This window comes from Microbacterium sp. SWDP-B6 (assembly GCF_059803615.1).
On record NZ_JAPFGV010000002.1, the window covers coordinates 261,519 to 282,395 of the forward strand.

Here is a 20,877-nt window from a genome sequence, read left to right on the forward strand (position 1 = left end):
CCGACAACGACGGCGGATGCCGACGCATTCCCCGATGCGGTCCGCAGCGTCAGGTCGGGTGGACCATGGCGACCGCGGTCACCGCGATGCCCTCACCGCGCCCGGGGAACCCCAAGCCGTCGGTGGTGGTGGCCGTGACCGAGACCGGCGCGCCGCCGAGTGCCGCCGAGAGCACCCGCTCAGCCTCGGCACGGCGGCCGCTGAAGCGCGGTCGATTGCCCTGGAACTGCACCGACACGTTGCCGATCGCATAGCCCGCTTCGAGGAGGAGCTCGCGGGTGCGGGCGAGGAAGACCTGTGCGTGAGCACCGGCGTACTCGGGGTGCGCGGTGCCGAAGTGCTCGCCGATGTCGCCGAGCCCCGCGGCGCCCAGCAGGGCATCGACCATCGCGTGGGCCACGGCGTCGCCGTCGGAGTGACCCGAGAGCGCTCGCTCGCCCGGCCACTCGATGCCGGCCAGCCACAGGTTGCCGTCTCCGCCGAACGCGTGCACATCCGTGCCGAGCCCGACCCGGGGTCCGGTCCATGTGTAGTCCGGTGCGGAGTCCGGCACGGACGTCGGCGTCTGCACGTCCGCCAGCAGATGACGGGCGCGCTCGAGGTCGGCCGGCGTGGTGATCTTGAATCCGCGAGGCGACCCGGCGATCTGTCGCACGAGATGCCCGGCCGCCGCGAACAGCGCCGCATCGTCGGTGTACTCGATGCCCGACGCGGCCGCCGCTTCGTATGCGGCCTCGAGCAGAGCCCGCGGGAACCCCTGAGGAGTCTGTGCCGCGGCGAGCTCGGAGCGATCGACCGGCGCGATGACGGCATCCCCCTCGACCCGCTTCAGCGTGTCGACGACCGGGAGCGTCGGGATCACCCCGCTCTCGCCGTCGACGGCCGCCACCACCGCATCGATGATCTCGGGGGGCGTCAGAGCGCGCGCCGCGTCATGGACGAGCACTCGCGTGACATCGCCCCACAGCGCTCCGAGTCCGGCGGAGACGGACTCCTGCCGCGTAGCCCCGCCCGTCACGACCCTGCCGAGATCGATGCGGTCGCCGGCGGCTGCGCGGACCTCGGTCTCGGCATCGCCCTCGAACCCGGCAGGCGCGACGACGATGACCTGGGCGGGGCCGGCGGCGAAGACGCCGTCGAGCGCGTGGCGGAGGATCGAATGCGTGTCGATGCCGACGAACGCCTTGGGCGCTCCGGCATCCAGTCGGGTGCCGGAACCGGCGGCGACGACGATGATCGCAGTGTCAGGAACGGGAAGCATGCTCACCAGGTTCACGTTACCGGCGCGCACGAAAAAAGGCGGATGCCGAAGCACCCGCCTTCTCTCAGTCCACTCAGGACGCGAGGACCTCGTCGAGCAGTGCGCTCGCCTTGTCCTCGTCGGTCTTCTCAGCGAGCGCGAGCTCGGAGATGAGGATCTGACGCGCCTTGGCCAGCATCCGCTTCTCACCCGCAGACAGCCCGCGGTCCTGGTCACGACGCCACAGGTCGCGCACGACCTCGCTCACCTTGATGACATCGCCGGAGGCGAGCTTCTCGAGGTTCGCCTTGTAACGACGCGACCAGTTGGTCGGCTCTTCGGTGAACGGCGCGCGAAGCACCTCGAACACAGCGTCGAGGCCCTCTCGGCCGATGACATCGCGGACCCCGACGAGATCGACGTTCTCAGCGGGCACCTCGATGATGAGGTCCCCCTGGGTGACGTTGAGCTTCAGGTATTTCTTCGCCTCACCCTTGATGATGCGCTCCTTGACCTCGATGATGGTCGCAGCGCCATGGTGCGGATAGACGACAGTTTCGCCAACCTCAAAAAGCATAAAAACTTGTCCTTTCGGCAACCTCAAGGATACCACAGGGGGAATGCGCTAAGGTTCGCGCCTCCACGTCCTCAGGGGGCACCCCGCATGCGCATAGAATGGATGCGGATATCCCGTCGGACCTCAGGAGGACCCGTGAAATCGCGCCTTGTTGCGTCTGCCGCCATCAGCGCCCTCGTTCTTCTCGGCGCGACCGGCTGCACGTTCATTACGCCGCAGTCGACGGAGGTCCAGTACTCGGCCTCGGACGGCGTCAACGTCTCGGACTCGGACGGCCCGATCGACGTGCGCAACGCGTTCATCGTCGCGAACGAAGACGGCTCCGTCGGCAACTTCGTCGCCGCCGTCGTGAACCCGACCACCGAGAAGGCCACGCTCACGATGACGATCGAGGGGCTCGACCCGTTCACCGTGTCGGTGCCCGCAGGCAAGACCGTCAGTTTCGGCGCCGACGAGGAGCCGCTGCGCATCGAAGACCTCGACACGATGCCCGGTGCGACGATCGAGATCCACTTCCAGTCGGGTGACGGCGCCGGCACCAAGACCGAGGTCCCGGTTCTCGACGGCGCGCTGCCGTACTACGCCGACCTGGTGCCCAGCGCCACGAAGTCGACCCCCACGCCTGAGCCGGTCCCGTCCGACACGGCCGCCCCCGCTCCCTCGGAGTGATCCGGCGCACACGCTGAAGAAGAGGCCGTCACCCCCGGGGTGACGGCCCCTTCTGTACGGCGCTGGGGCTCAGCCCTCGAAGCGGTAGCCGAGGCCCCGGACGGTGACGAGCATGACCGGCTCGCCCGGGTTCTCCTCGATCCGCGAGCGGATGCGCTTGATGTGCACGTCGAGGGTCTTGGTGTCACCGAAGTAGTCGCTGCCCCACACCCGGTCGATCAGCTGGCCGCGCGTGAGCACGCGACCCGAGTTGCGCATGAGCACCTCGAGAAGTTCGAACTCCTTCAGCGGCATGTTGATCTGCTGACCGGCGACCGTCACCGTGTGGCGGTCGATGTCGAGTGAGACGCGGCCGCCGTCGAGCACGCGCTCGTCGAGCTCGCTGTCGGCCTGGACCACGCGGCGCAGCACAGCACGCATCCGAGCCAGCAGCTCACGCGACGAGTACGGCTTGGTGACGTAGTCGTCGGCGCCGAGCTCGAGCCCGACGACGATGTCCACCTCCGAGTCCTTGGCCGTGACCATGATGATCGGCACGGCAGAGGTCGAGCGGATCTGCCGGCACACCTCGGTGCCCGGCATGCCGGGCAGCATCAGGTCGAGGAGCACCACATCGGCGCCGCGCTCGCGGAACGCGGTCAGCGCCCCCGGACCGTCCTCGGCGATCTCGACCTCGTACCCCTCTCGGCGCAGCAGGTAGGCGAGCGGGTCGGCGAGGTCGGGCTCGTCTTCGACGAGAAGGATGCGGGTCATGCGTTCTCTCCGTTTCGGACGCGAGCTGCGGCCTTCGCCGCCTTGCGCTCGCGCTTCTTCTTGTTCTTCTTGTCCCTGTCGATGCTCGGGGGAGCATCGATCGTGGGAAGCCTGATGGTGAAGGTCGAGCCTCGTCCGGGGCGCGACCAGAGGCGCACCTCGCCACCGTGGCGCTGTGTGGCGTGCTTGACGATCGAGAGTCCGAGTCCGGTTCCGCCGGTGCGGCGCGACCTCGCCTCGTCTGCACGGTAGAAGCGCTCGAAGATCCGCTCTCGATCCGCCTCCGCGATGCCGATGCCCTGGTCGGACACCGCGATCTCGACGACACCGTCGTCGGCCTTCACTCCGATGCCGACGCGGGACCCCCTCGGGGAGTAGACGATCGCGTTGGCGATGAGGTTGCCGAACGCCTCGATCAGGATCTGCGAGTCACCGCGCACCCAGACTCCCCGGTCGCCGCCGCGAGCGAGCTCGACCCCGGCCGAGTCGGCCTGCACGACATGCGCCTCGAGGGCGGTCGCCAGCACCTCGTCGATCGAGACGGGGCGCACGTCCGACAGCGCGTCGTCGGTCTGGAGCCTCGACAGACTCATGATGCGGCCGGTCAGCTGACCGAGACGAGCGGCCTCGGCCGAGATCCGGGTGGCGAAATGGCGCACCTGCGCAGGATCGTCCGCCGCGGACTCGATGGCCTCGGCCAGCAGGGTCACCGCACCGACCGGGGTCTTGAGCTCGTGGCTGGTGTTGGCGACGAAATCGCGGCGCATCTGATCCAGGCGCTCCTGCTCGGTGACATCGCGGATGATCAGCAGGGTCATGCGGGGGCTGATCACACTCGCGCGTGCCGAGACGAGTCGGGGATCGAGGCTGAGCCCGCCCCGTGTGATGCGCAGGGATTCGGTCGCCGAGCCGCCGTCGTTGCGGCCACCGCGCACGAGCTGACGCAGCTCGGGATTCTCCAGCGGTGCTCCCACCTCTATGCCGAATCGCGTGGCTGCTTTGGAGACGGCGAGCACGAGCCCCGAGGAATCGACCACGCAGGCTGCGTCGTCCATGCTGCCCAGCACCGCGGTGACGCCCGCCGGAACGGCGAGTGACGTCTCGTCGGCGACCCGTGCCCTGGCGCGGTACGCCCAGGCGATGAGAAGCGATAGGCCGATGCCGATCACGAGGCCGACGGCCAACGCGAGCAGCGCGATCTGCGGCAAGGTCATAACCACAGCGTAGAGTGCGTTCACCGCCGGATCGGCGGGTTCTCCTGTGCTGGCAACGACGCGAGAAGTACTATTCACGTGCTGGGCACCGTTCGTTAACCTTCGAAGCAGACAATCGCTTTCGGGCCTGTGCGGGAGCGCGGACCTCTCCTCCCGCGCGGACGACCCAGCCGTCTCGCGCTGTCACCACAGTCGAGACCCGAATGAAAGGTTGCGCCCACATGCGCGAAGTCTTCCACCAGTCCCTCGAGGACCTGCAGTCCCGTCTCGTGGAGATCGCCGACCTCGTCACGGTCTCGATCGACAAGGCGACGCGTGCGTTCGCCACCAGCGACGTCGAGCTCGCCGAAGAGGTCATCGCCGACGACGCGAAGATCGACGAGCTGGCGGTCAAGCTCGACGAGCAGGCCATCGAGATCCTGGCCCGTCAGCAGCCCGTCGCCCGCGACCTGCGCATCGTGGTGATCGCGCTGCGTGTCAGCGCCTCGCTCGAGCGCATGGGCGACATGTCAGAGCACATCGCCCAGCTCGCTCGCCTCCGCTTCCCGGAGCGCGCGATCCCGAAGGGTCTCAAGGGCACCTTCACCAAGATGGGCGAGCTCGACGTCGAGATCTCGCGCACTCTTTCGGAGCTGCTGCGCACCCAGGACCTGCGCCTGGCCGACACCATCCGCAACACCGACGATGACATCGACGAGCTGCACGCCAGCGTGTTCGAGAAGGTGCTCAGCGACAACTGGAAGGGCGAGGCGACCGCGACGGTCGACGCCACGCTCGCCAGCCGCTACCACGAGCGCTTCGCCGACCACGCCGTCGCCGTCGCCAAGAAGGTCGTGTACCTCGCGACCGGTGACTGGCGCGTCGAAGAGGAGGACATCCCCCTCGCGGCCGAGCAGCAGCGCGAGTTCGGTCACGCCTGAGGCGTCACGACAGAGAAGAAGGGGGCGGATGCTGACAGCATCCGCCCCCTTCGTCGTCCGGTGCTACTTCTTGCCCTGCGCAGCCACGGCGGCGGCGCCTGCGGCAGCGGCCTCGGGGTCGAGGTAACGACCGGGGCCGGTCGGGACGTTGTTCTCGTCGAGCTCGTAGACCAGCGGAATGCCGGTGGGGATGTTGAGTTCGGCGATGTCGTCGTCGCTGATGCCCTCGAGGTGCTTCACCAGGCCGCGCAGCGAGTTGCCGTGGGCGGTGACGAGAACCGTCTTGCCGGCCTCGAGGTCGGGGACGATCGCGTCGTTCCAGTACGGCAGCAGGCGGTCGATCACGAGCTTCAGCGACTCGGTGCGGGGCACCTCGCCGTCGATGTCGGCGTATCGCACATCGCCGACCTGGCTGAACTCGCTCTCATCGTCGAGCAGGGGCGGCGGCACGTCGAACGAGCGACGCCACAGCTGGAACTGCTCGGGGCCGAACTCCTCGAGGGTCTGCGCCTTGTCCTTGCCCTGCAGGGCGCCGTAGTGACGCTCGTTGAGGCGCCACGAGCGCGTCACGGGAATCCACAGGCGGTCGGCTGCGTCGAGGGCGATGTTCGCGGTCTGGATCGCACGGCTGAGCAGAGAGGTGTGCAGCACGTCGGGCAGGATACCGGCCTCGGCCAGCAGCTCGCCGCCGCGCTGAGCCTCCTTCTTGCCCTGCTCGTTGAGGCGGACGTCCACCCAGCCGGTGAACAGGTTCAGTTCGTTCCACTCGCTCCGGCCGTGACGGAGCAGGATCAGGGTGCGCTTCGAAGTCATGACGTCAGTTTATCGGCGCAGCTCGACGCGTCCACGCCCGTGCCCTGCGAGGATTGACGCATGGCGTCATCTCCTCTCGGTCGGCCGACCCGCGGCACAACCGGGACGAACCGGCTGCGCCGCAACGATCGATGGATCGCGGCGAGCCCCGCGTTCCGCCGAGCCGAAGATCCGCTGGTGATCGACCTCGGCTACGGCGCCAGCGGCGTGACGGCGTTCGAGCTCGCGACCCGTCTGCAGCGCGTCCGCGCGGATGCCGAGGTGCGTGGCCTCGAGATCGATCCGGAGCGAGTGGCCACTGCGAACCGCCAGCTCGCCGAGGTGCAGGCTGCGCGCACGCCCTTCTCCCCCGACCTCCGAGTCTCGTTCGCCCGTGGAGGGTTCGAGGTGCCGCTGCCGGCCGGACGCCGACCCGCGGTCATCCGGGCCATGAACGTGCTGCGGCAGTACGACGAGGGCGACGTCGCGAGCGCCTGGCGCACCATGTCGACTCGGCTGTCTCGTGACGGGCTTCTCGTCGAGGGCACCTGCGATGAGATCGGGCGCGTGTCGAGCTGGGTCGACGTGGGCCCGACGGGGGTGCCGCTGCGATTCACGATCTCGCTCCGACTCGCCGACCTCGAACATCCGAGCGTCGTCGCAGAGCGCCTGCCGAAGGCTCTCATCCACCGCAACGTGCCTGGCGAGCGGATCCACTCCCTGCTCGTCGACCTCGACCGCGAATGGGACCGTGCAGCACCGCTGTCGACTTTCGGCGCGACGCAGCGGTTCCTGGCCGCGGTCGCGGCGCTCCGGGATCAGGGGTGGCCGGTGCTGGGCGGCAAGACCAGGTGGCGACTGGGCGAGCTCACGCTCCCCTGGGATGCGGTGGCTCCGCTCCCCTGACTGGTGCTCCCCTGACGGGTGGGCCCTGCACGCCTCTCTCAGCCCGCCTGACGGGGATCCGGAGCGCTGGGGCGACGGGACAGCCGGGTGAGGCGCGGGATGTCGGCCATGGCACCCGCATCCGCCGGCACGATGACCTGCTGGGTCGCGGCGATGTCTGCGCCCTCGGCTCGGACGACGAGATCGCCCACCGGCGTGCGACGAGACAGGATCGCGAGCGCGATCGGGCCGTCTTCATGGTGTCTGGCGACGGAGGTGATGTGCCCCACCTCGTCGTCGCCGGCGAAGACCGCATCGCCGACTGCCGGCAGCACCGCCTCGCTGCCGTCGAGGTGCAGCGCCGCGAGCCTGCGAGGCGGGTGTCCGAGGTTGTGCACCTTGGCCACCGTCTCCTGGCCGCGGTAGCACCCCTTGTTCAGGTGTACCGCGGTGCGGATCCAGTCGGATTCGTGGGGCAGCGAGCGCTCGTCGACCTCGGCCGACCACCGCGGACGCCAGGCGGCGACGCGCAGTGCCTCGGCGGCGAGGAGCCCTGCCACCTCTTCGGACGACAGGGTCGCGGCGAGCGCGTCGGCGGCGTCGGTCGTCGCGATCGCCACCCTCCACGCGAGCTCCGCGCCCGGGTGATCGGTGACCTCGGCGTACTGATGACCACCCGCGCTCACGCGCTGCCAGGGGTCGGCCCAGATCAGCGGAGCGCCGGACGGAGCGGATGCGGCAGCAGTCGCACGCTCAGCCGCCGCGCCACCGTCGACGAAGCCGAGCAACGCCAGATCGGGGCGCACAGCCACGGTCGCCTGGGTGCGGAACTTCATGCGCGTCAGCCAGGTCGCGAGCGCCTCCGCGTCGTCGGCGTCGGCGATCAGCCAGGTCGACGAGCCGTCGTCGACGACCCCTGCCGCGTGCTCGACGCGCCCCTGAGGGTCGAGCACCAGCAGTTCCGTGCTCTCGCCGGCAGCGAGTCGCCCCACGGACTGAGAGGTGATCGAGTCCAGCCACCCCAGACGTTCGGGACCGGCGACTTCGATGACCGTCCGGTCGTCGAGCGGAACCAGGGCCGCGCCGTCTGCGAGACGACGCTGCTCGCGGAAGGCGTCGCCGAAGTGCGCGATCCCGTGCTCGGCGATCACAGCGCCCGGGAAGTCGGTGAATCCGGTCATGTCAGACCTTCGCGAGTCGAGCGGAGGCGTGAGACCGCATCGGCGTGCCGAGAGCCGCGATGTCCCAGGCCCAGAGAAGGTGGTTGTCGACCAGGCCGTACATCCGCGTGGCTGCGCCGTACTCCTTGGCCCCGGCTCCGCGCACGATGGCGTCGGAGGCGATGTCGATACGCGGACCGTTGATCTCGCCGAGGTAGAGCTCGAGCGTCCCGTCGGCGTGGGCGATCGAGACCTCGATCGGGAAGCCGCCTGAGGGAGCGCGCAGTTCCTCCACGTCGTCGACGCTGCGCACGACCTGCTCCGCGCGCGGCGGCAGCAGTGCGGGGCCGGCGTCGGAGTCGGAGGCCGGCCGGGACAGACGCCAGTAGCCGCTTTCGGCGACGAGCGGGATCGAGACGGCGCCGTCTTCGCCCGCCAGGATCGCCGTCGCGGAGTAGTTCAGGAAGGGGCCGCCGTCATGGCTGAAGCTCACCCGATGGGTGAACTCGCCCTGCAGACGGTCGTCGCCGACCGGATAGTCGATGACCCCGGTGCCCTCCCAGAGGCCGATCAGCCACGAGAGCGGGGCGAGGTCGGCCGGGAGATCGGTGGGCAGCTCGAGCACGATGCTCAGCGCTGGCCGCGGAAGAGGTTCCGCAGCACGACGACCGAGACGAAGGCGATCGCGAGGCTCGCCAGGCCCAGAAGGCCGATGAAGAAGAGTTCGAGCGCCATGAGGTCCATGGCCTCCACTTTACCCTCCAGCAGGCCGGGTGTCTCGTCCGCTGATCAGGTGACGAGAGCGGCGAGGCCGAAGCCGACCGAGATCACGCCCATCAGCAGCAGTGCGCCGATGGTGCTGGCGCCCACGCGGAAGATGAAGCCCTGCGTGCGCCCGTACTGCAGCTGCACGGCGAAGGAGAGGAGCACGATCGCGCCGAAGACCACGAGCAGCCACGGCACTCGCCACTCCTCGGCGACGAAGATGCCCACGCCGATCGAGGCGACGAAGGCGACCGCCCAGACGATGAGCACGCCGACGAAAGCATTACGCGGTGCGAGCGCTGGATCCGTCATGACTCCATTGTGACCCATCGGCGCCCGGTATCATTGCGGCACGGCGTACCCCGCCGTCCGGAAGGAGTGCGTGTGGCCCAGGTCCTGGTGTTGACCAATGCTCCGGTCTCGGAGCAGGTCCTGCCCGCACTCGAGCTCCTCAGCCATCGAGTGCGCCAGATCCCGGCCGAGCCCGCCCAACTCGTGAGCGCCCCCGAATACGACATCGTGATCGTCGACGGGCGTCTCGACCTCGTCGGCGCGAAGTCGCTCTGCCGCCTGCTGCGAGCCACCGGTCAGGATGCGCCGCTGCTGCTCGTCGTGACGGAGGGCGGGATGAGCGCGCTGTCCGGAGACTGGGGCATCGACGACGTGCTCCTCGCCACCGCCGGCCCGGCCGAGACCGATGCCCGCGTGCGACTCGCCCTCGCCCGCCGGGACGAGGTCGCAGAGCCGACGCGCGTGCAGGCCTCCGGCGTCACGATCGACGAGCAGTCGTATTCGGCGAAGCTCAGAGGGCGCCCGCTGGACCTCACGTACAAGGAGTTCCAGCTCCTGCACTTCCTCGCCACGCACCCGTCGCGGGTGTTCACGCGCGAGCAGCTGCTCAGCGAGGTGTGGGGCTACGACTACTTCGGCGGCACCAGAACCGTCGATGTGCACGTGCGACGCCTGCGGGCGAAGCTGGGCGACCAGGAGCAGATCATCGGCACGGTCCGCAATGTCGGCTACCGATTCAACGTGTACGACGAGGAGACGGTCGCCGCATCGCGGTGACGCACGCACCGTCAGTTCACACGCGCGTCACCTCACGGTGCTTAGATGTACCCCATGATCGATCCCGCACTCGCCGACGCAGGTCTCGGTGACGCTGAAGATGACGACTTCGATGCCGTCGAGTCCCCCGACTCGCTCCTCCCCGACCACCGCTACCACGATCGCGAGCTGAGCTGGCTCGCTTTCAACCAGCGCGTGCTCGAACTCGCGGAGGATCCGTCGCTCCCCGAACTCGAGCGCGCGAACTTCCTCGCCATCTTCGCGAGCAACCTCGACGAGTTCTTCATGGTGCGCGTCGCCGGACTCAAGCGCCGCATCCTGACCGGTCTGGCGGTGCCCACCAACATCGGCCGCTCCCCCGCCGACGCCCTCGCCGACATCGCCCGTGAGGCGCACGCGCTGCAGCTGCGTCACGCCGACGCCTGGAAGTCGCTCGTGCGTCCGGCGCTGGCCGAGTCCGGCATCGAGATCACCGAGTGGGCCGAGCTCACCGACGAGGAGCGAGCCAAGCTCTCCGAGTACTTCGGCGCCCAGGTGTTCCCCGTGCTGATGCCGCTCGCGGTCGACCCGGCGCACCCGTTCCCGTACATCTCCGGGCTGTCGCTGAACCTCGCCATCCGCATCCGCAACGCCCGCACCGGGCGTCAGGAGTTCGCGCGCCTCAAGGTGCCGCCCATGCTTCCCCGATTCGTCGAGGTTCCGGGCTCCGGCGAGATCAAGCGCTTCCTCACGCTCGAAGAGCTCATCGCGAACCACCTCGGCGATCTCTTCCCGGGCATGGAGGTCCTCGACCACCACGCCTTCCGCCTCACCCGCAACGAGGATGTGGAGATCGAGGAGGACGAGAGCGAGAACCTCATCCAGGCGCTCGAGGCCGAGCTGCTCCGCCGCCGCTTCGGTCCGCCGATCCGCCTCGAGATCACCGACGACATGGACGAGGTCACGATGGACCTCCTCGTGCGCGAGCTCGAGATCACCGACCAGGAGATCTATCGACTCCCCGGACCGCTCGACCTCCGAGGTCTCTTCGACCTGTCGCGCATCGATCGCCCGGATCTCCGCTACCCGCCGCATCTTCCGACCACGGCAGTCGCCTTCCAGCCGACCGGGAGCAACACCCGAGCCGACATCTTCAAGGCGATCCGCAAGTCGGACGTGCTCGTGCACCACCCGTACGAGTCGTTCACCACGAGCGTCGTCTCGTTCCTCGAGCAGGCGGCGCGCGACCCGCACGTGCTCGCGATCAAGCAGACTCTCTACCGCACCTCGGGCGACAGCCCGATCGTCGAGGCGCTGATCGACGCCGCCGAAGCGGGAAAGCAGGTGCTGGCGCTGGTCGAGGTCAAGGCCCGCTTCGACGAGGCGAACAACATCGTCTGGGCGCGCAAGCTCGAGAAGGCGGGCGTGCACGTCGTCTACGGCCTCGTCGGACTCAAGACCCACTGCAAGCTCGCGCTCGTCATCCGTGAGGAAGACGGGGTGCTGCGTCACTACTCGCACATCGGCACGGGCAACTACAACCCGAAGACCAGCCGCATCTACGAGGACTTCGGGCTGTTCACCACCGACGCCCAGGTCGGCAAGGATCTCACTCGCCTGTTCAACGAGCTCAGCGGATACGCGATCGAGAAGAAGTTCAAGCGCTTGCTCGTCGCGCCGCTCCACCTGCGCAAGGGCCTCGTGCGCCAGATCGACCACGAGCGCCGCAATGCCGAGAACGGCAAGCCGGCGAGCATCCGCATCAAGGTGAACTCGATGGTCGACGAAGAGGTCATCGACGCCCTGTACCGCGCGAGCGCCGCCGGCGTGAAGGTCGACGTGTGGGTGCGAGGCATCTGCAGTCTGCGCACCGACCTCGAGGGGATCAGCGACAACATCACCGTCCGCAGCATCCTCGGTCGTTACCTCGAGCACTCGCGCATCTTCGCGTTCCACAACGACGGCGACGCGCAGGTGTACATCGGCAGCGCCGACATGATGCACCGCAACCTCGACCGCCGCGTCGAGGCGCTGGTGCGCGTCACCGACCCCGGTCACATGAAGGACCTGCTCGACTTCTTCGACCTCGCCATGGACCCGGGAACCACCTCGTGGCACCTCGGCGCCGACGGCGTCTGGACCCGGCACGCCACGGATGCCGCAGGCAAGCCCCTCATCGACCTGCAGGACAAGACCATGGGGTTGGTCCAGCGACGCCGTCGCGCACGGGCGGTTCGATGAACGACGATTCGAGCACCAGGGCAGCACGGTCGAAGTGGACGGACAAGGCCGTGTACGCGGCCGGCGCGGTCGTCTGGCGACTCATCGACGGCAAGCTGCGGATCCTTCTGATCCATCGCACCAAGTACCGCGACGTCACGCTTCCCAAGGGCAAGGTCGACCCCGGTGAGATGCTCGCCGAGACGGCTGTGCGGGAGGTGCACGAAGAGACCGGCATCCGCGTCTCGCTCGGAGTCCCCGTCGGCGTGAGCCGCTACCATCTGCCCTCCAGCAAGCAGAAGGTCGTGCACTACTGGGCGGCCGAGGCCACGTCCGACGCGATCCGCGCCTCGACGTTCGTGCCGAATCGCGAGATCGCCGCGCTCGAATGGGTCAGCGTCAAGAAGGCGCGCGACCGGCTGAGCTACCCGGTCGACATCGAGATCCTCGACTTCTTCGCTCAGCTCGTCGATGACGGCGTGCTGCGCACGTTCCCGATCATCGCCCTGCGCCACGCGAAGGCGCTCTCGCGCGGCGACTGGGACGGCCCGGATGCCGAACGTCCTCTGACCGATCGAGGCCTGCATCAGGCGAAGTCGATCGTCGGCCCGCTGCGGGCCTTCGGCGTGCGCAAGATCATCACGAGTGATGCCGTGCGCTGCATGCAGACCGTGACCCCGCTCGCGAAGGCCCTCGATCGGAAGACCGTCACCACGCCGAAGATCAGTCAGGACGCGTGGGAGGACGGCGAAGACGATCTGCGTTCGATCGTCGGTCGCCGCGTGCGGTCGGGCAAGCCGGCAGTGCTGTGCAGCCATGGCCCTGTGCTCCCGGGAATCCTGACCGAGATCGCCCTGGCCACCGGAACCGTCCGCGGCTCCTATGTCAGCAGCGCGGCCGACCTCGAACCGGCCGCCTTCTCGGTCGCGCACCTCTCGGCCTCCAACCCGGGGTCGGGGATCATCGCGATCGAGACGCACATCCCCAAGGTCTAGCGCGCTGCGAAAGACGACGAAAGGCCGCATCCGTCAACGGATGCGGCCTTTCGCATGCCCCAGAGAGACGCGCGCCGTTCACCTGCCGTTCACCTGCGCGGGAGAGTCTCGTTAACCGCCGCACATAGCGTCACTGTGTGCCCTGCACCGGGCCCCACCACATCAAAGATCGAAGGATCCACAGTGAAGATCTCCCGAATCGCACGTATCGGCGCCGTCGGCGCCGTGGCCGCTCTCGCCCTCGCCGGCTGTGCCGCGAACGAAGGCGGAACCGGCGGAACCACCGACGCGCCGAGCGAATCCACTCTCTCCGGCACCATCGAGGCCACCGGAGCCTCCTCGCAGGAAGCAGCCCAGCAGTCCTGGGTCGCCGCATTCCAGACCGCCAACCCCGACACCACGGTGAACTACACCGCGACGGGTTCGGGCACCGGCCGCGAGAACTTCATCGCCGGTTCGTCGAACTTCATCGGCTCCGACCGCGCGTTCAACGCCGACGAGCTCGCCGCGGGCGGCTTCGGCTCGTGCGCCTCCGACGAGATCGTCGAGATCCCCGTCTACATCTCCCCCGTCGCCGTCGCGTTCAACCTCGAGGGCGTCGACGAGCTGAACCTCGACGGCGAGACCATCGCCAAGATCTTCGCGGGCACCATCACGAAGTGGAACGACGACGCGATCGCCTCGCAGAACGAGGGCGTCGAACTGCCCGACCAGGCCATCGTGACCGTGCACCGCTCCGACCCCTCGGGCACGCAGGAGACGTTCACCAAGTACCTCAGCGCCGTCGCCCCCGACGTGTGGACCTACGAGCCCAGCGACGAGTGGCCCCTGCAGACCGGCGAGGCCGGCGACGGCACCTCGGGCGTCGTCGACGCGATCACCAACGGCTCCGGCTACATCGGCTTCGCCGACGCGTCGCGCACCTCCGAGCTCGGACAGGTCGCCGTCGAGGTCGAGGGCGAGTACGTCCCCTACTCGGCAGACGCCGCGGCCGCGCTCGTCGAGGCGTCGCCGCTCGAGGAGGGCCGCTCGGACCACGACCTCGCGTTCGCCGTCGACCCGGCCGCAGCACCCGCCGGCTCGTACCCGATCGCACTCGTGTCCTACCTCATCGGCTGCGTCGAGTACGACGACGCCGAGACCGCCGGCCTCGTGAAGGCGTACTTCCAGTACGTCGCATCGGCCGAGGGTCAGGATGCCGCAGCCGAGGCCGCGGGCAGCGCGCCGATCTCGGACAGCCTGCGCGACCAGATCAGCACCGCGATCGACGCGATCGTCACGGAGTGACCGAAGGCTCAGCCCACCGCTGAGCCCCGGTCCGACGCCCCCGGGTGTCGGTCGAGAGGACTCGACCGACACCCGGGGGCACCCGCATGAAAACCCCCGAAAGTCCCTCAGAGCCTGGAGTCGCTCCGATGTCCACAACCACAACGGGTCCCGATACCACCCGTTCAGCCGGGACACCCCCCAAGCTGCGTCGACGGGGAGACCTCGTCTTCTCGGGCACCGCGCTGGCCGCGGGAATCATCATCCTCGTCACGCTCGCCGCCGTGGCCCTGTTCCTCATCGTGCAGTCGATCCCCGCGCTCTCGGGAGACACGAGCGGCAACCACATCCTCGAGGGTCAGTCGTTCCTGTCCTGGGTCTGGCCGTTCGTCTTCGGAACGCTGTGGTCGAGCTTCATCGCCCTCGTGATCGCCGCTCCCATCGCGATCGGCATCGCTCTGTTCATCTCGCACTACGCGCCGCGGCGCCTCGCCGGGTTCCTCGGCTACATCATCGACCTGCTCGCGGCGGTCCCGTCGGTCGTCTTCGGCCTCTGGGGAGCCCTCACCTTCGCCCCGATGCTCGTGCCCTTCTACAAGTGGCTCAACGAGAACCTCGGCTGGATCCCGATCTTCAGCGGCACGCCCTCGGGCACGGGAAAGACGATCCTCACCGCATCCCTCGTGCTCGCCGTCATGATCCTGCCGATCATGACCGCGATCTGCCGCGAGGTGTTCCTGCAGACGCCGAAGCTCCACGAGGAGGCGGCGCTCGCGCTCGGGGCCACCCGCTGGGAGATGGTCCGCATGGCCGTCCTGCCCTTCGCACGCAGCGGAATGGTGTCGGGCGCCATGCTCGGCCTCGGACGCGCGCTCGGCGAGACCATGGCCGTGACCCTCGTGCTCTCGCCTCTCGGCATCGTCACGTTCAACCTGATCAACCCGGAGAACCCCACGACGATCCCCGCGATCATCGCGCTGCGGTTCCCCGAGGCCCACGACGAGGGCGTCAACACGCTCATCGCGGCGGGTCTGATCCTCTTCATCGTCACCTTCGCGGTCAACTTCGTGGCCCGCTGGATCGTCTCGCGCCGTGCTGAGTTCTCGGGAGCCAACTGACATGACCGCCACCCTCACGCCCTCGCCGTCATCCGTCGCCGCTCCGGTGCACAGCACGTCGGCAGGTCATCTTCCCCGGTGGGCGCCCTGGGCGCTGCTGCTGGCCGCCTTCGTGGTGTCGGCCACGATCTTCGCCTTCGTCAACGCGGGCAACGACCCCGCCGACTTCAACATCGCACTCACCCTCGTCGTCGGCCTCATCTTCTACATGGTTCTGATCTTCGTGATCTCCACCGTGGTCGAGAGCCGTCGCCACGCGATCGACCGCCTCATGACGGCGCTGGTGTCCGGCGCCTTCGTCGTCGCGCTCCTCCCGCTCATCTCGCTGCTGTACACCGTGGTCGTCAACGGCCTCATGCGGTTCGACGGCGAGTTCTTCAGCTTCTCGATGCGCAACATCGTCGGCGAAGGCGGCGGCGCGGTGCACGCCATCTGGGGCACGCTCCTCATCACGCTGGGCGCCACGATCATCTCGGTGCCGATCGGTCTGATGACCTCGATCTACCTCGTCGAGTACGGAGAGGGACGCAAGCTCGCCCGCGGCATCACGTTCCTCGTCGACGTCATGACGGGCATCCCGTCGATCGTCGCCGGTCTGTTCATCTACTCCGTCTTCTCGCTGATCGTCGGCCCCGGCACCCGCATGGGCATCATGGGCTCGCTCGCCCTCTCGGTGCTGATGATCCCCGTGGTCGTGCGCGGTTCCGAGGAACTCCTGCGGATCGTCCCGAACGAGCTCCGAGAGGCCGCATACGCGCTCGGTGTGCCGAAGTGGCTGACGATCATCAAGGTCGTCCTGCCGACCGCCATCGCCGGAATCCTGACCAGCATCATGCTCGCCATCTCACGCGTGATCGGCGAGACCGCGCCGCTGCTGCTCACGGTCGGCATCGTGCAGGGCATGAACCTGAACATGTTCAGCGGGCAGATGGCGACGCTGCCCGTGTTCTCGTACATGCAGGCCAAGTACCCCGGCATCCCCGTCGATGCCTACCTCGACAGGGCCTGGGCCGCCGCCCTCACCCTGATCGTCATCGTGATGGTGCTGAACCTGCTGGCCAGGATCATCGCCAAGGTGTTCGCCCCCAAGATCAACGGCCGCTGAGCCGTCTTTCCCGACTGAAGAAGAAGGATCACACGTGTCCAAGAGCATCGAAGTCAACGACCTCAACGTCTACTACAGCGACTTCCTCGCCGTCGAAGGCGTCAGCATCGAGATCAAGCCCAACACCGTCACGGCGTTCATCGGCCCGTCCGGCTGCGGCAAGTCCACGTTCCTGCGCACCCTCAACCGCATGCACGAGGTCATCCCCGGCGCGCGTGTCGAGGGAGAAGTGCTGATCGACGGCAAGAACCTCTACGGCGCCGGCGTCGACCCCGTGCTGGTGCGCCGTCAGGTCGGCATGGTCTTCCAGCGTCCCAACCCGTTCCCCACCATGTCGATCAAGGAGAACGTGCTCGCGGGCGTCAAGCTCAACAACACGCGCATGGCGAAGAGCGATCAGGATGCTCTCGTCGAGAAGTCCCTGCGTGGCGCGAACCTCTGGAACGAGGTCAAGGACCGCCTCGACCGCCCCGGTTCGGGTCTCTCGGGCGGCCAGCAGCAGCGTCTGTGCATCGCGCGTGCCATCGCCGTCTCCCCCGACGTGATCCTGATGGACGAGCCCTGCTCGGCGCTCGACCCGATCTCGACCTTCGCGATCGAGGAGCTCATCGCCGAGATCAAGTCGGAGTACACCGTCGTCATCGTGACGCACAACATGCAGCAGGCGAGCCGCGTGTCCGACCGGACCGCATTCTTCAACATCGCCGGCACCGGCAAGCCCGGCAAGCTCATCGAGTACGACGACACCCGCACGATGTTCACCACCCCGTCGGTGCAGGCGACCGAGGACTACGTCTCGGGACGCTTCGGATAAGCAACCGGTCTCGGACCGAGAGAGGGCCCGGCGCTTCGGCGTCGGGCCCTCTCTCGGTCCTGCGACCGGGCGCGCCTCAGTCTCGGGGCGAGAGGAGGTAGTCGTTGAGCTCGGCCGTGAGCGCGCGATCGACGGGCAGCTCGACCCCGTCCACGGCGGTGATCGGGGCGGCTAGGCGGACGCTGGAGACGAGCCAGGCGGCGTCAGCACGCGACAGATCGGATGCCGGCACCTGCGCATACTCGGCGACGAATCCGCGCGCGGTGAGGTGCTCGTAGACGCTGAGCTGCGTCGTACCATGCAGGATGCCGCCGTTGGGCGCCGGCGTCACGAAACGCTCGCCGAAGCGCAGGATCAGCGACGCGGTCGGCGCCTCGAGCACGAAGCCGTCACGCGAGAGGAAGATCGCGTCGTCAGCTCCACGTCGGTGCGCTTCGCGAAGCGCCGCCATGTTCACCGCATACGAGAGGGTCTTGGCCCCGAGCAGCAGCCACGGTGCCTTCTCAGCAACGTCGAGGTCGTACCCGCGGTCGAGGGTGACCACGCGGATCCCCTGCTCGCGCACCGCCGAGAAGTCGGATGCCGGTGCGGCCGTGACCCAGGCGGTCGGTGTGGGGCCGTGCTCGACCCCACGGCTGAGGATGAGCTTGATGACGTATTCGCCCTGTTCGCAGTGGGCGGCCGCTCGCTCGATGGCCTGGTGCCACTGCGCCTGATTGGGGAGCGGCAGGTCGCACAGCTGCGCCGAGTGCGCGAGCCTCTCGAGGTGCGGCACGACCTCCTGCGCATGCCCGTCGATCACGCCGATCGACTCGAACACCCCGTCGCCGCGCTGCGTGCTCAGCTCCCCCACGCTCAGCGCCGGTGCGGCCGCATCCACGAGGGTGAACGTGTCTGCGAAGTCGGAGCGGGCGACGTCGGCCGCCGCAGGATCGATCATCAGAGCAAAGCGCCGTGTCATGATCCGAGCCTAGAGCCCCGGGAATAGCTTCAGCGCGAACTTGTTACACTGGAGTGGCCGGGCCGCATAACCCCGGGCTCCAATTTTTGCCGCTGCGAGCGGCCTTCCGCCGAGAGGCGTTTTTGCGGCCCGGTCTTTTCATGCCCGAGCACGGCGCCCGACGAGAACCCGGCCGCCGCGTCGATTCAGGCCAATGCGCCCGAGCGCCACAGCACGGCAGCGGCAGACAGGTCCTGCGCATAGCTGCTCAGCCGCAGGGCGCGGGTGGTGAGCTCGCTCGCGCGCGACGGTTCGGTCGGCTCGTAGTCGTCCGCCGCGTGGGTCGCGCCAGAGGCCTGGACCCGGCAGAACGCCGCGGCCCGATCGAGGGCGACCGCGAAGTCCCCGCGGAACGCCCCGCGGAGGATCGTGTCGATCAGGGCGACGAGCTCGTCGGGGTTCGCCGGCACCGGTGCTCCGGCGATCACGGCATCCACGGATGCGAGCTCCACTCTGCCCCGCTCGTACAGCAGGGCCGCGGTGTGCGGGTCGCCGTGGATGGCCAGCTGCAGGAGGTACAGCCGCCACAGCGCGCCCGGCAGAGTGCGAGACGGAGCCTTCGACCAGAGCTCGGCGATCTCGTCGATGCCGTGCTCGTCGGTGAAGGCGACGAGCCGGTCGGCGCTCACGCCGCTCTCATCGGCGCGCACGCGGGTCAGCAGAGCGGATGCGGTCGCATGCGCGACGCGCGTCTCCTCGGCGGGATCGTGACTGCCCACGATGTTGTCGAAGGCACTGGTGGGCCGGCGCACCGGACGGGAGAACTGCTCAGGCATCAGTCCAGGGTACGCGCGATCCGAGACATCAGGCCGTCGGGATCACGACGACGGGATCGGATGTCGGCAGGCCCGAGGGCGAGCCTCCGTCCTGCTCCACCGTGACGGCGATCACATCACCCGCGTGCATCTCGCCCGCGAGCACCGCTGTCGCTTCGCCGTCGTCGGCCGCGAACACGCCTGCCGACACCGGAGTGTCACCGCGCACATACCAGAGCTCGTAGGTCTTGCCCTCGGCGAGCGACGGGATGCCGTCGGTCACGAGCACGGACTTGCCGAGCGACGCCGACCAGTGCGCGGTCGCAGTGCCGCCGCTCTCGAGCGACACGCTGGCCTGCTGAGCGTCACCGGCCGCCTGGATGTCCTCGAGTGCGACGACACTCGCCGGTCGGTTGATGTAGGTGTTGATCGCGACGGCGCCTGCCCCCACACCGACGAGCAGCGCGAGGCATGCCGCGAGCGCGAAGAGGAAGCGGAGGCGGTGTGCCGGAGCCTTCGGGGCGTCGTCGCCATCGCGTGCGGCGGTCGCTGAGTCCGCCACGGGCGCGGCATCTGCCGTCTCGCCGGGCGCCGGGTCGGGCATCGAGTCGGGCGCCGAGTCCGAGAGAACGACATCGCCGCTCTGCGGCGTGACGGCGATACGTGCGAGCAGAGCGGCACGAATGTCGGGCGAAGGAACGGCCTGCGCCACTCCGTCGGCGAGGAAGCCGGCACTGTCGGCATCGGCATCCACGATGCTCTGCCATTCCGGGTGCGCTGCGAGTGCGGCGTGATACCGCTGCTGGTCATCGGGCGACAGCGCGTCGAGCGCTGCTCCTGCCGCGAGTTCTGCGAAGTCCTTCTCGTTCATGCCGTCACCCCCATAGCTGTCCTCAGTCGCGAGAGCCCATCTCGCATCCGTGTCTTGATCGTCCCCAGCGGCGCCCCGACGAGAGCTGCCACTTCGTTCTGACTGTAACCGCCGTAATAGGCCAGGACGAGAGCTTCGCGCTGCACCTCGGGAAGGCCTGAGAGCGCGTGAACCACCTTCTCGCCCTCGATGCCCAGCTCCACCGTCTCCGCCACACTGTCGTGCGCGACCCCGATGTCCCTGAACCCGGCTCGTACGTCTCGGTCCGCGCTGGACTGGGACGCCCGAACCCGGTCGACCGCACGACGGTGCGCGATCGTCATCACCCAGGTTCTTCCCTGACCCTTGTTCGGAGCGAACTTCGTAGCGGATTGCCAGATCTCCAAGAAGACCTCTTGGAGCACCTCTTCGCTCTGCGAGCGATTCACGAGGACCCTGAGGATGAGGCCGAAGACGCGTGACGACAGAGTGTCGTAGAGCTCCGCGAATGCGCGCTGATCACCGTCGCCGATGCGAAGGAGCAGGTCAGCGACAGCATCCCGAGCCGTACCGTCTTCGGGTACGTCCATTCCATCGATGACCATCTCTAACAGCATGCCGCATTCACCCCGCTTTCCCGTGCAGCCGCCACCTGAAAGTGACGGAAACGAGTCCTCTTAAGTGCTCCTCGTCGAAACCTGTTCGCGGCAGACCCTCGAAACGGATTGGATT

At 68.1% G+C, this 20,877-nt stretch carries 22 protein-coding genes; 10 read left to right on the top strand and 12 right to left on the bottom strand.

Annotated elements, in window-relative coordinates; all coding sequences use genetic code 11:
* Positions 1 to 49 precede the first annotated feature (49 nt).
* Positions 50 to 1,261 carry a 2-C-methyl-D-erythritol 4-phosphate cytidylyltransferase gene (gene ispD / locus OPU70_RS05850; RefSeq protein ID WP_498557336.1) on the bottom strand — a complete coding sequence of 404 codons (1,212 nt, stop codon included), beginning with the start codon at positions 1,259 to 1,261 and terminating at the stop codon, positions 50 to 52.
* A gap of 73 nt (positions 1,262 to 1,334) precedes the next feature.
* Complete coding sequence (locus OPU70_RS05855) at positions 1,335 to 1,817, bottom strand: CarD family transcriptional regulator (RefSeq protein ID WP_042539766.1); 483 nt, start codon at positions 1,815 to 1,817, stop codon at positions 1,335 to 1,337.
* Between the two features lie 135 nt (positions 1,818 to 1,952).
* Here OPU70_RS05855 and OPU70_RS05860 point away from each other — a divergent pair, with 135 nt between their 5' ends.
* On the top strand, positions 1,953 to 2,486 hold the full coding sequence (locus tag OPU70_RS05860) for a hypothetical protein (protein WP_042539764.1): 534 nt from the start codon (positions 1,953 to 1,955) through the stop codon (positions 2,484 to 2,486).
* A 69-nt stretch (positions 2,487 to 2,555) separates the two neighbouring features.
* On the opposite strand, the gene OPU70_RS05865 is transcribed toward OPU70_RS05860, so the two are convergent.
* Together OPU70_RS05865 and OPU70_RS05870 are read right to left on the bottom strand one after the other, a co-directional pair.
* Positions 2,556 to 3,239, bottom strand: coding sequence for a response regulator (locus OPU70_RS05865; RefSeq protein ID WP_042539762.1), 684 nt, complete (start codon positions 3,237 to 3,239; stop codon positions 2,556 to 2,558).
* Entirely contained in the window at positions 3,236 to 4,453 is a 1,218-nt protein-coding gene (locus OPU70_RS05870; protein ID WP_056373621.1) for a sensor histidine kinase, read from the bottom strand. Before OPU70_RS05870 ends, OPU70_RS05865 begins: the two co-directional genes overlap by 4 nt.
* Before the next feature lie 221 nt (positions 4,454 to 4,674).
* Here OPU70_RS05870 and phoU point away from each other — a divergent pair, with 221 nt between their 5' ends.
* Positions 4,675 to 5,373 (top strand): phosphate signaling complex protein PhoU, encoded by a 699-nt coding sequence (phoU, locus tag OPU70_RS05875; protein ID WP_042539758.1) that lies wholly within the window; start codon positions 4,675 to 4,677, stop codon positions 5,371 to 5,373.
* A 63-nt stretch (positions 5,374 to 5,436) separates the two neighbouring features.
* On the opposite strand, the gene OPU70_RS05880 is transcribed toward phoU, so the two are convergent.
* On the bottom strand, positions 5,437 to 6,186 hold the full coding sequence (locus OPU70_RS05880; protein WP_042539756.1) for a phosphoglyceromutase: 750 nt from the start codon (positions 6,184 to 6,186) through the stop codon (positions 5,437 to 5,439).
* A gap of 60 nt (positions 6,187 to 6,246) precedes the next feature.
* Here OPU70_RS05880 and OPU70_RS05885 point away from each other — a divergent pair, with 60 nt between their 5' ends.
* Entirely contained in the window at positions 6,247 to 7,071 is an 825-nt protein-coding gene (locus OPU70_RS05885; protein ID WP_498557322.1) for a class I SAM-dependent methyltransferase, read from the top strand.
* A gap of 38 nt (positions 7,072 to 7,109) precedes the next feature.
* Here the strand turns inward: OPU70_RS05885 and ygfZ are convergent, their stop codons facing one another.
* The 3 genes from ygfZ to OPU70_RS05900 form a co-directional block, all read right to left on the bottom strand.
* On the bottom strand, positions 7,110 to 8,231 hold the full coding sequence (gene ygfZ / locus OPU70_RS05890) for a CAF17-like 4Fe-4S cluster assembly/insertion protein YgfZ (RefSeq protein WP_498557323.1): 1,122 nt from the start codon (positions 8,229 to 8,231) through the stop codon (positions 7,110 to 7,112).
* Between the two features lies 1 nt (position 8,232).
* Entirely contained in the window at positions 8,233 to 8,835 is a 603-nt protein-coding gene (locus OPU70_RS05895; RefSeq protein WP_498557324.1) for a heme-binding beta-barrel domain-containing protein, read from the bottom strand.
* A 164-nt stretch (positions 8,836 to 8,999) separates the two neighbouring features.
* A complete protein-coding gene (locus OPU70_RS05900) occupies positions 9,000 to 9,287 on the bottom strand; it encodes a hypothetical protein (RefSeq protein WP_042539747.1) in 288 nt (95 codons plus the stop codon).
* A 72-nt stretch (positions 9,288 to 9,359) separates the two neighbouring features.
* Here OPU70_RS05900 and OPU70_RS05905 point away from each other — a divergent pair, with 72 nt between their 5' ends.
* The 7 genes from OPU70_RS05905 to pstB all read left to right on the top strand — a co-directional run bounded on the left by OPU70_RS05905 (position 9,360) and on the right by pstB (position 17,540).
* Entirely contained in the window at positions 9,360 to 10,043 is a 684-nt protein-coding gene (locus OPU70_RS05905; protein ID WP_042539745.1) for a winged helix-turn-helix transcriptional regulator, read from the top strand.
* Between the two features lie 54 nt (positions 10,044 to 10,097).
* The gene (locus tag OPU70_RS05910) at positions 10,098 to 12,263 is read left to right on the top strand and encodes an RNA degradosome polyphosphate kinase (RefSeq protein ID WP_042539743.1); all 2,166 of its coding nucleotides are present in this window, start codon (positions 10,098 to 10,100) and stop codon (positions 12,261 to 12,263) included.
* The gene (locus OPU70_RS05915) at positions 12,260 to 13,237 is read left to right on the top strand and encodes an NUDIX hydrolase (RefSeq protein WP_079113290.1); all 978 of its coding nucleotides are present in this window, start codon (positions 12,260 to 12,262) and stop codon (positions 13,235 to 13,237) included. Before OPU70_RS05910 ends, OPU70_RS05915 begins: the two co-directional genes overlap by 4 nt.
* Before the next feature lie 183 nt (positions 13,238 to 13,420).
* The gene (pstS, locus tag OPU70_RS05920) at positions 13,421 to 14,524 is read left to right on the top strand and encodes a phosphate ABC transporter substrate-binding protein PstS (protein WP_042539739.1); all 1,104 of its coding nucleotides are present in this window, start codon (positions 13,421 to 13,423) and stop codon (positions 14,522 to 14,524) included.
* Positions 14,525 to 14,652: 128 nt separating this feature from the next.
* Complete coding sequence (pstC, locus tag OPU70_RS05925; RefSeq protein WP_042539737.1) at positions 14,653 to 15,621, top strand: phosphate ABC transporter permease subunit PstC; 969 nt, start codon at positions 14,653 to 14,655, stop codon at positions 15,619 to 15,621.
* Between the two features lies 1 nt (position 15,622).
* Positions 15,623 to 16,726 (top strand): phosphate ABC transporter permease PstA, encoded by a 1,104-nt coding sequence (gene pstA, locus OPU70_RS05930; RefSeq protein WP_042539734.1) that lies wholly within the window; start codon positions 15,623 to 15,625, stop codon positions 16,724 to 16,726.
* Between the two features lie 34 nt (positions 16,727 to 16,760).
* Positions 16,761 to 17,540, top strand: coding sequence for a phosphate ABC transporter ATP-binding protein PstB (gene pstB, locus OPU70_RS05935; RefSeq protein WP_042539732.1), 780 nt, complete (start codon positions 16,761 to 16,763; stop codon positions 17,538 to 17,540).
* A gap of 76 nt (positions 17,541 to 17,616) precedes the next feature.
* On the opposite strand, the gene OPU70_RS05940 is transcribed toward pstB, so the two are convergent.
* From OPU70_RS05940 to sigK, 4 genes are all read right to left on the bottom strand, one after another.
* Positions 17,617 to 18,501 carry an aminodeoxychorismate lyase gene (locus OPU70_RS05940; protein ID WP_042539730.1) on the bottom strand — a complete coding sequence of 295 codons (885 nt, stop codon included), beginning with the start codon at positions 18,499 to 18,501 and terminating at the stop codon, positions 17,617 to 17,619.
* 185 nt (positions 18,502 to 18,686) lie between these two features.
* Positions 18,687 to 19,316 (bottom strand): hypothetical protein, encoded by a 630-nt coding sequence (locus OPU70_RS05945; protein WP_042539728.1) that lies wholly within the window; start codon positions 19,314 to 19,316, stop codon positions 18,687 to 18,689.
* Between the two features lie 28 nt (positions 19,317 to 19,344).
* Complete coding sequence (locus tag OPU70_RS05950; protein ID WP_079113292.1) at positions 19,345 to 20,166, bottom strand: anti-sigma factor; 822 nt, start codon at positions 20,164 to 20,166, stop codon at positions 19,345 to 19,347.
* Positions 20,163 to 20,762, bottom strand: coding sequence for an ECF RNA polymerase sigma factor SigK (gene sigK / locus OPU70_RS05955; protein ID WP_194285951.1), 600 nt, complete (start codon positions 20,760 to 20,762; stop codon positions 20,163 to 20,165). Before sigK ends, OPU70_RS05950 begins: the two co-directional genes overlap by 4 nt.
* Positions 20,763 to 20,877 lie beyond the last annotated feature (115 nt).

What these genes read in the sequence shown, in the direction of transcription:
- ispD (WP_498557336.1), bottom strand. Translation starts at nt 1,261, where the DNA reads ATGCTTCCCGTTCCTGACACTGCGATCATCGTCGTCGCCGCCGGTTCC.
- OPU70_RS05855 (WP_042539766.1), bottom strand. Translation starts at nt 1,817, where the DNA reads ATGCTTTTTGAGGTTGGCGAAACTGTCGTCTATCCGCACCATGGCGCT.
- OPU70_RS05865 (WP_042539762.1), bottom strand. Translation starts at nt 3,239, where the DNA reads ATGACCCGCATCCTTCTCGTCGAAGACGAGCCCGACCTCGCCGACCCG.
- OPU70_RS05870 (WP_056373621.1), bottom strand. Translation starts at nt 4,453, where the DNA reads ATGACCTTGCCGCAGATCGCGCTGCTCGCGTTGGCCGTCGGCCTCGTG.
- phoU (WP_042539758.1), top strand. Translation starts at nt 4,675, where the DNA reads ATGCGCGAAGTCTTCCACCAGTCCCTCGAGGACCTGCAGTCCCGTCTC.
- OPU70_RS05880 (WP_042539756.1), bottom strand. Translation starts at nt 6,186, where the DNA reads ATGACTTCGAAGCGCACCCTGATCCTGCTCCGTCACGGCCGGAGCGAG.
- OPU70_RS05885 (WP_498557322.1), top strand. Translation starts at nt 6,247, where the DNA reads ATGGCGTCATCTCCTCTCGGTCGGCCGACCCGCGGCACAACCGGGACG.
- ygfZ (WP_498557323.1), bottom strand. Translation starts at nt 8,231, where the DNA reads ATGACCGGATTCACCGACTTCCCGGGCGCTGTGATCGCCGAGCACGGG.
- OPU70_RS05900 (WP_042539747.1), bottom strand. Translation starts at nt 9,287, where the DNA reads ATGACGGATCCAGCGCTCGCACCGCGTAATGCTTTCGTCGGCGTGCTC.
- OPU70_RS05910 (WP_042539743.1), top strand. Translation starts at nt 10,098, where the DNA reads ATGATCGATCCCGCACTCGCCGACGCAGGTCTCGGTGACGCTGAAGAT.
- OPU70_RS05915 (WP_079113290.1), top strand. Translation starts at nt 12,260, where the DNA reads ATGAACGACGATTCGAGCACCAGGGCAGCACGGTCGAAGTGGACGGAC.
- pstC (WP_042539737.1), top strand. Translation starts at nt 14,653, where the DNA reads ATGTCCACAACCACAACGGGTCCCGATACCACCCGTTCAGCCGGGACA.
- pstA (WP_042539734.1), top strand. Translation starts at nt 15,623, where the DNA reads ATGACCGCCACCCTCACGCCCTCGCCGTCATCCGTCGCCGCTCCGGTG.
- OPU70_RS05940 (WP_042539730.1), bottom strand. Translation starts at nt 18,501, where the DNA reads ATGACACGGCGCTTTGCTCTGATGATCGATCCTGCGGCGGCCGACGTC.
- OPU70_RS05945 (WP_042539728.1), bottom strand. Translation starts at nt 19,316, where the DNA reads ATGCCTGAGCAGTTCTCCCGTCCGGTGCGCCGGCCCACCAGTGCCTTC.
- OPU70_RS05950 (WP_079113292.1), bottom strand. Translation starts at nt 20,166, where the DNA reads ATGAACGAGAAGGACTTCGCAGAACTCGCGGCAGGAGCAGCGCTCGAC.
- sigK (WP_194285951.1), bottom strand. Translation starts at nt 20,762, where the DNA reads ATGCTGTTAGAGATGGTCATCGATGGAATGGACGTACCCGAAGACGGT.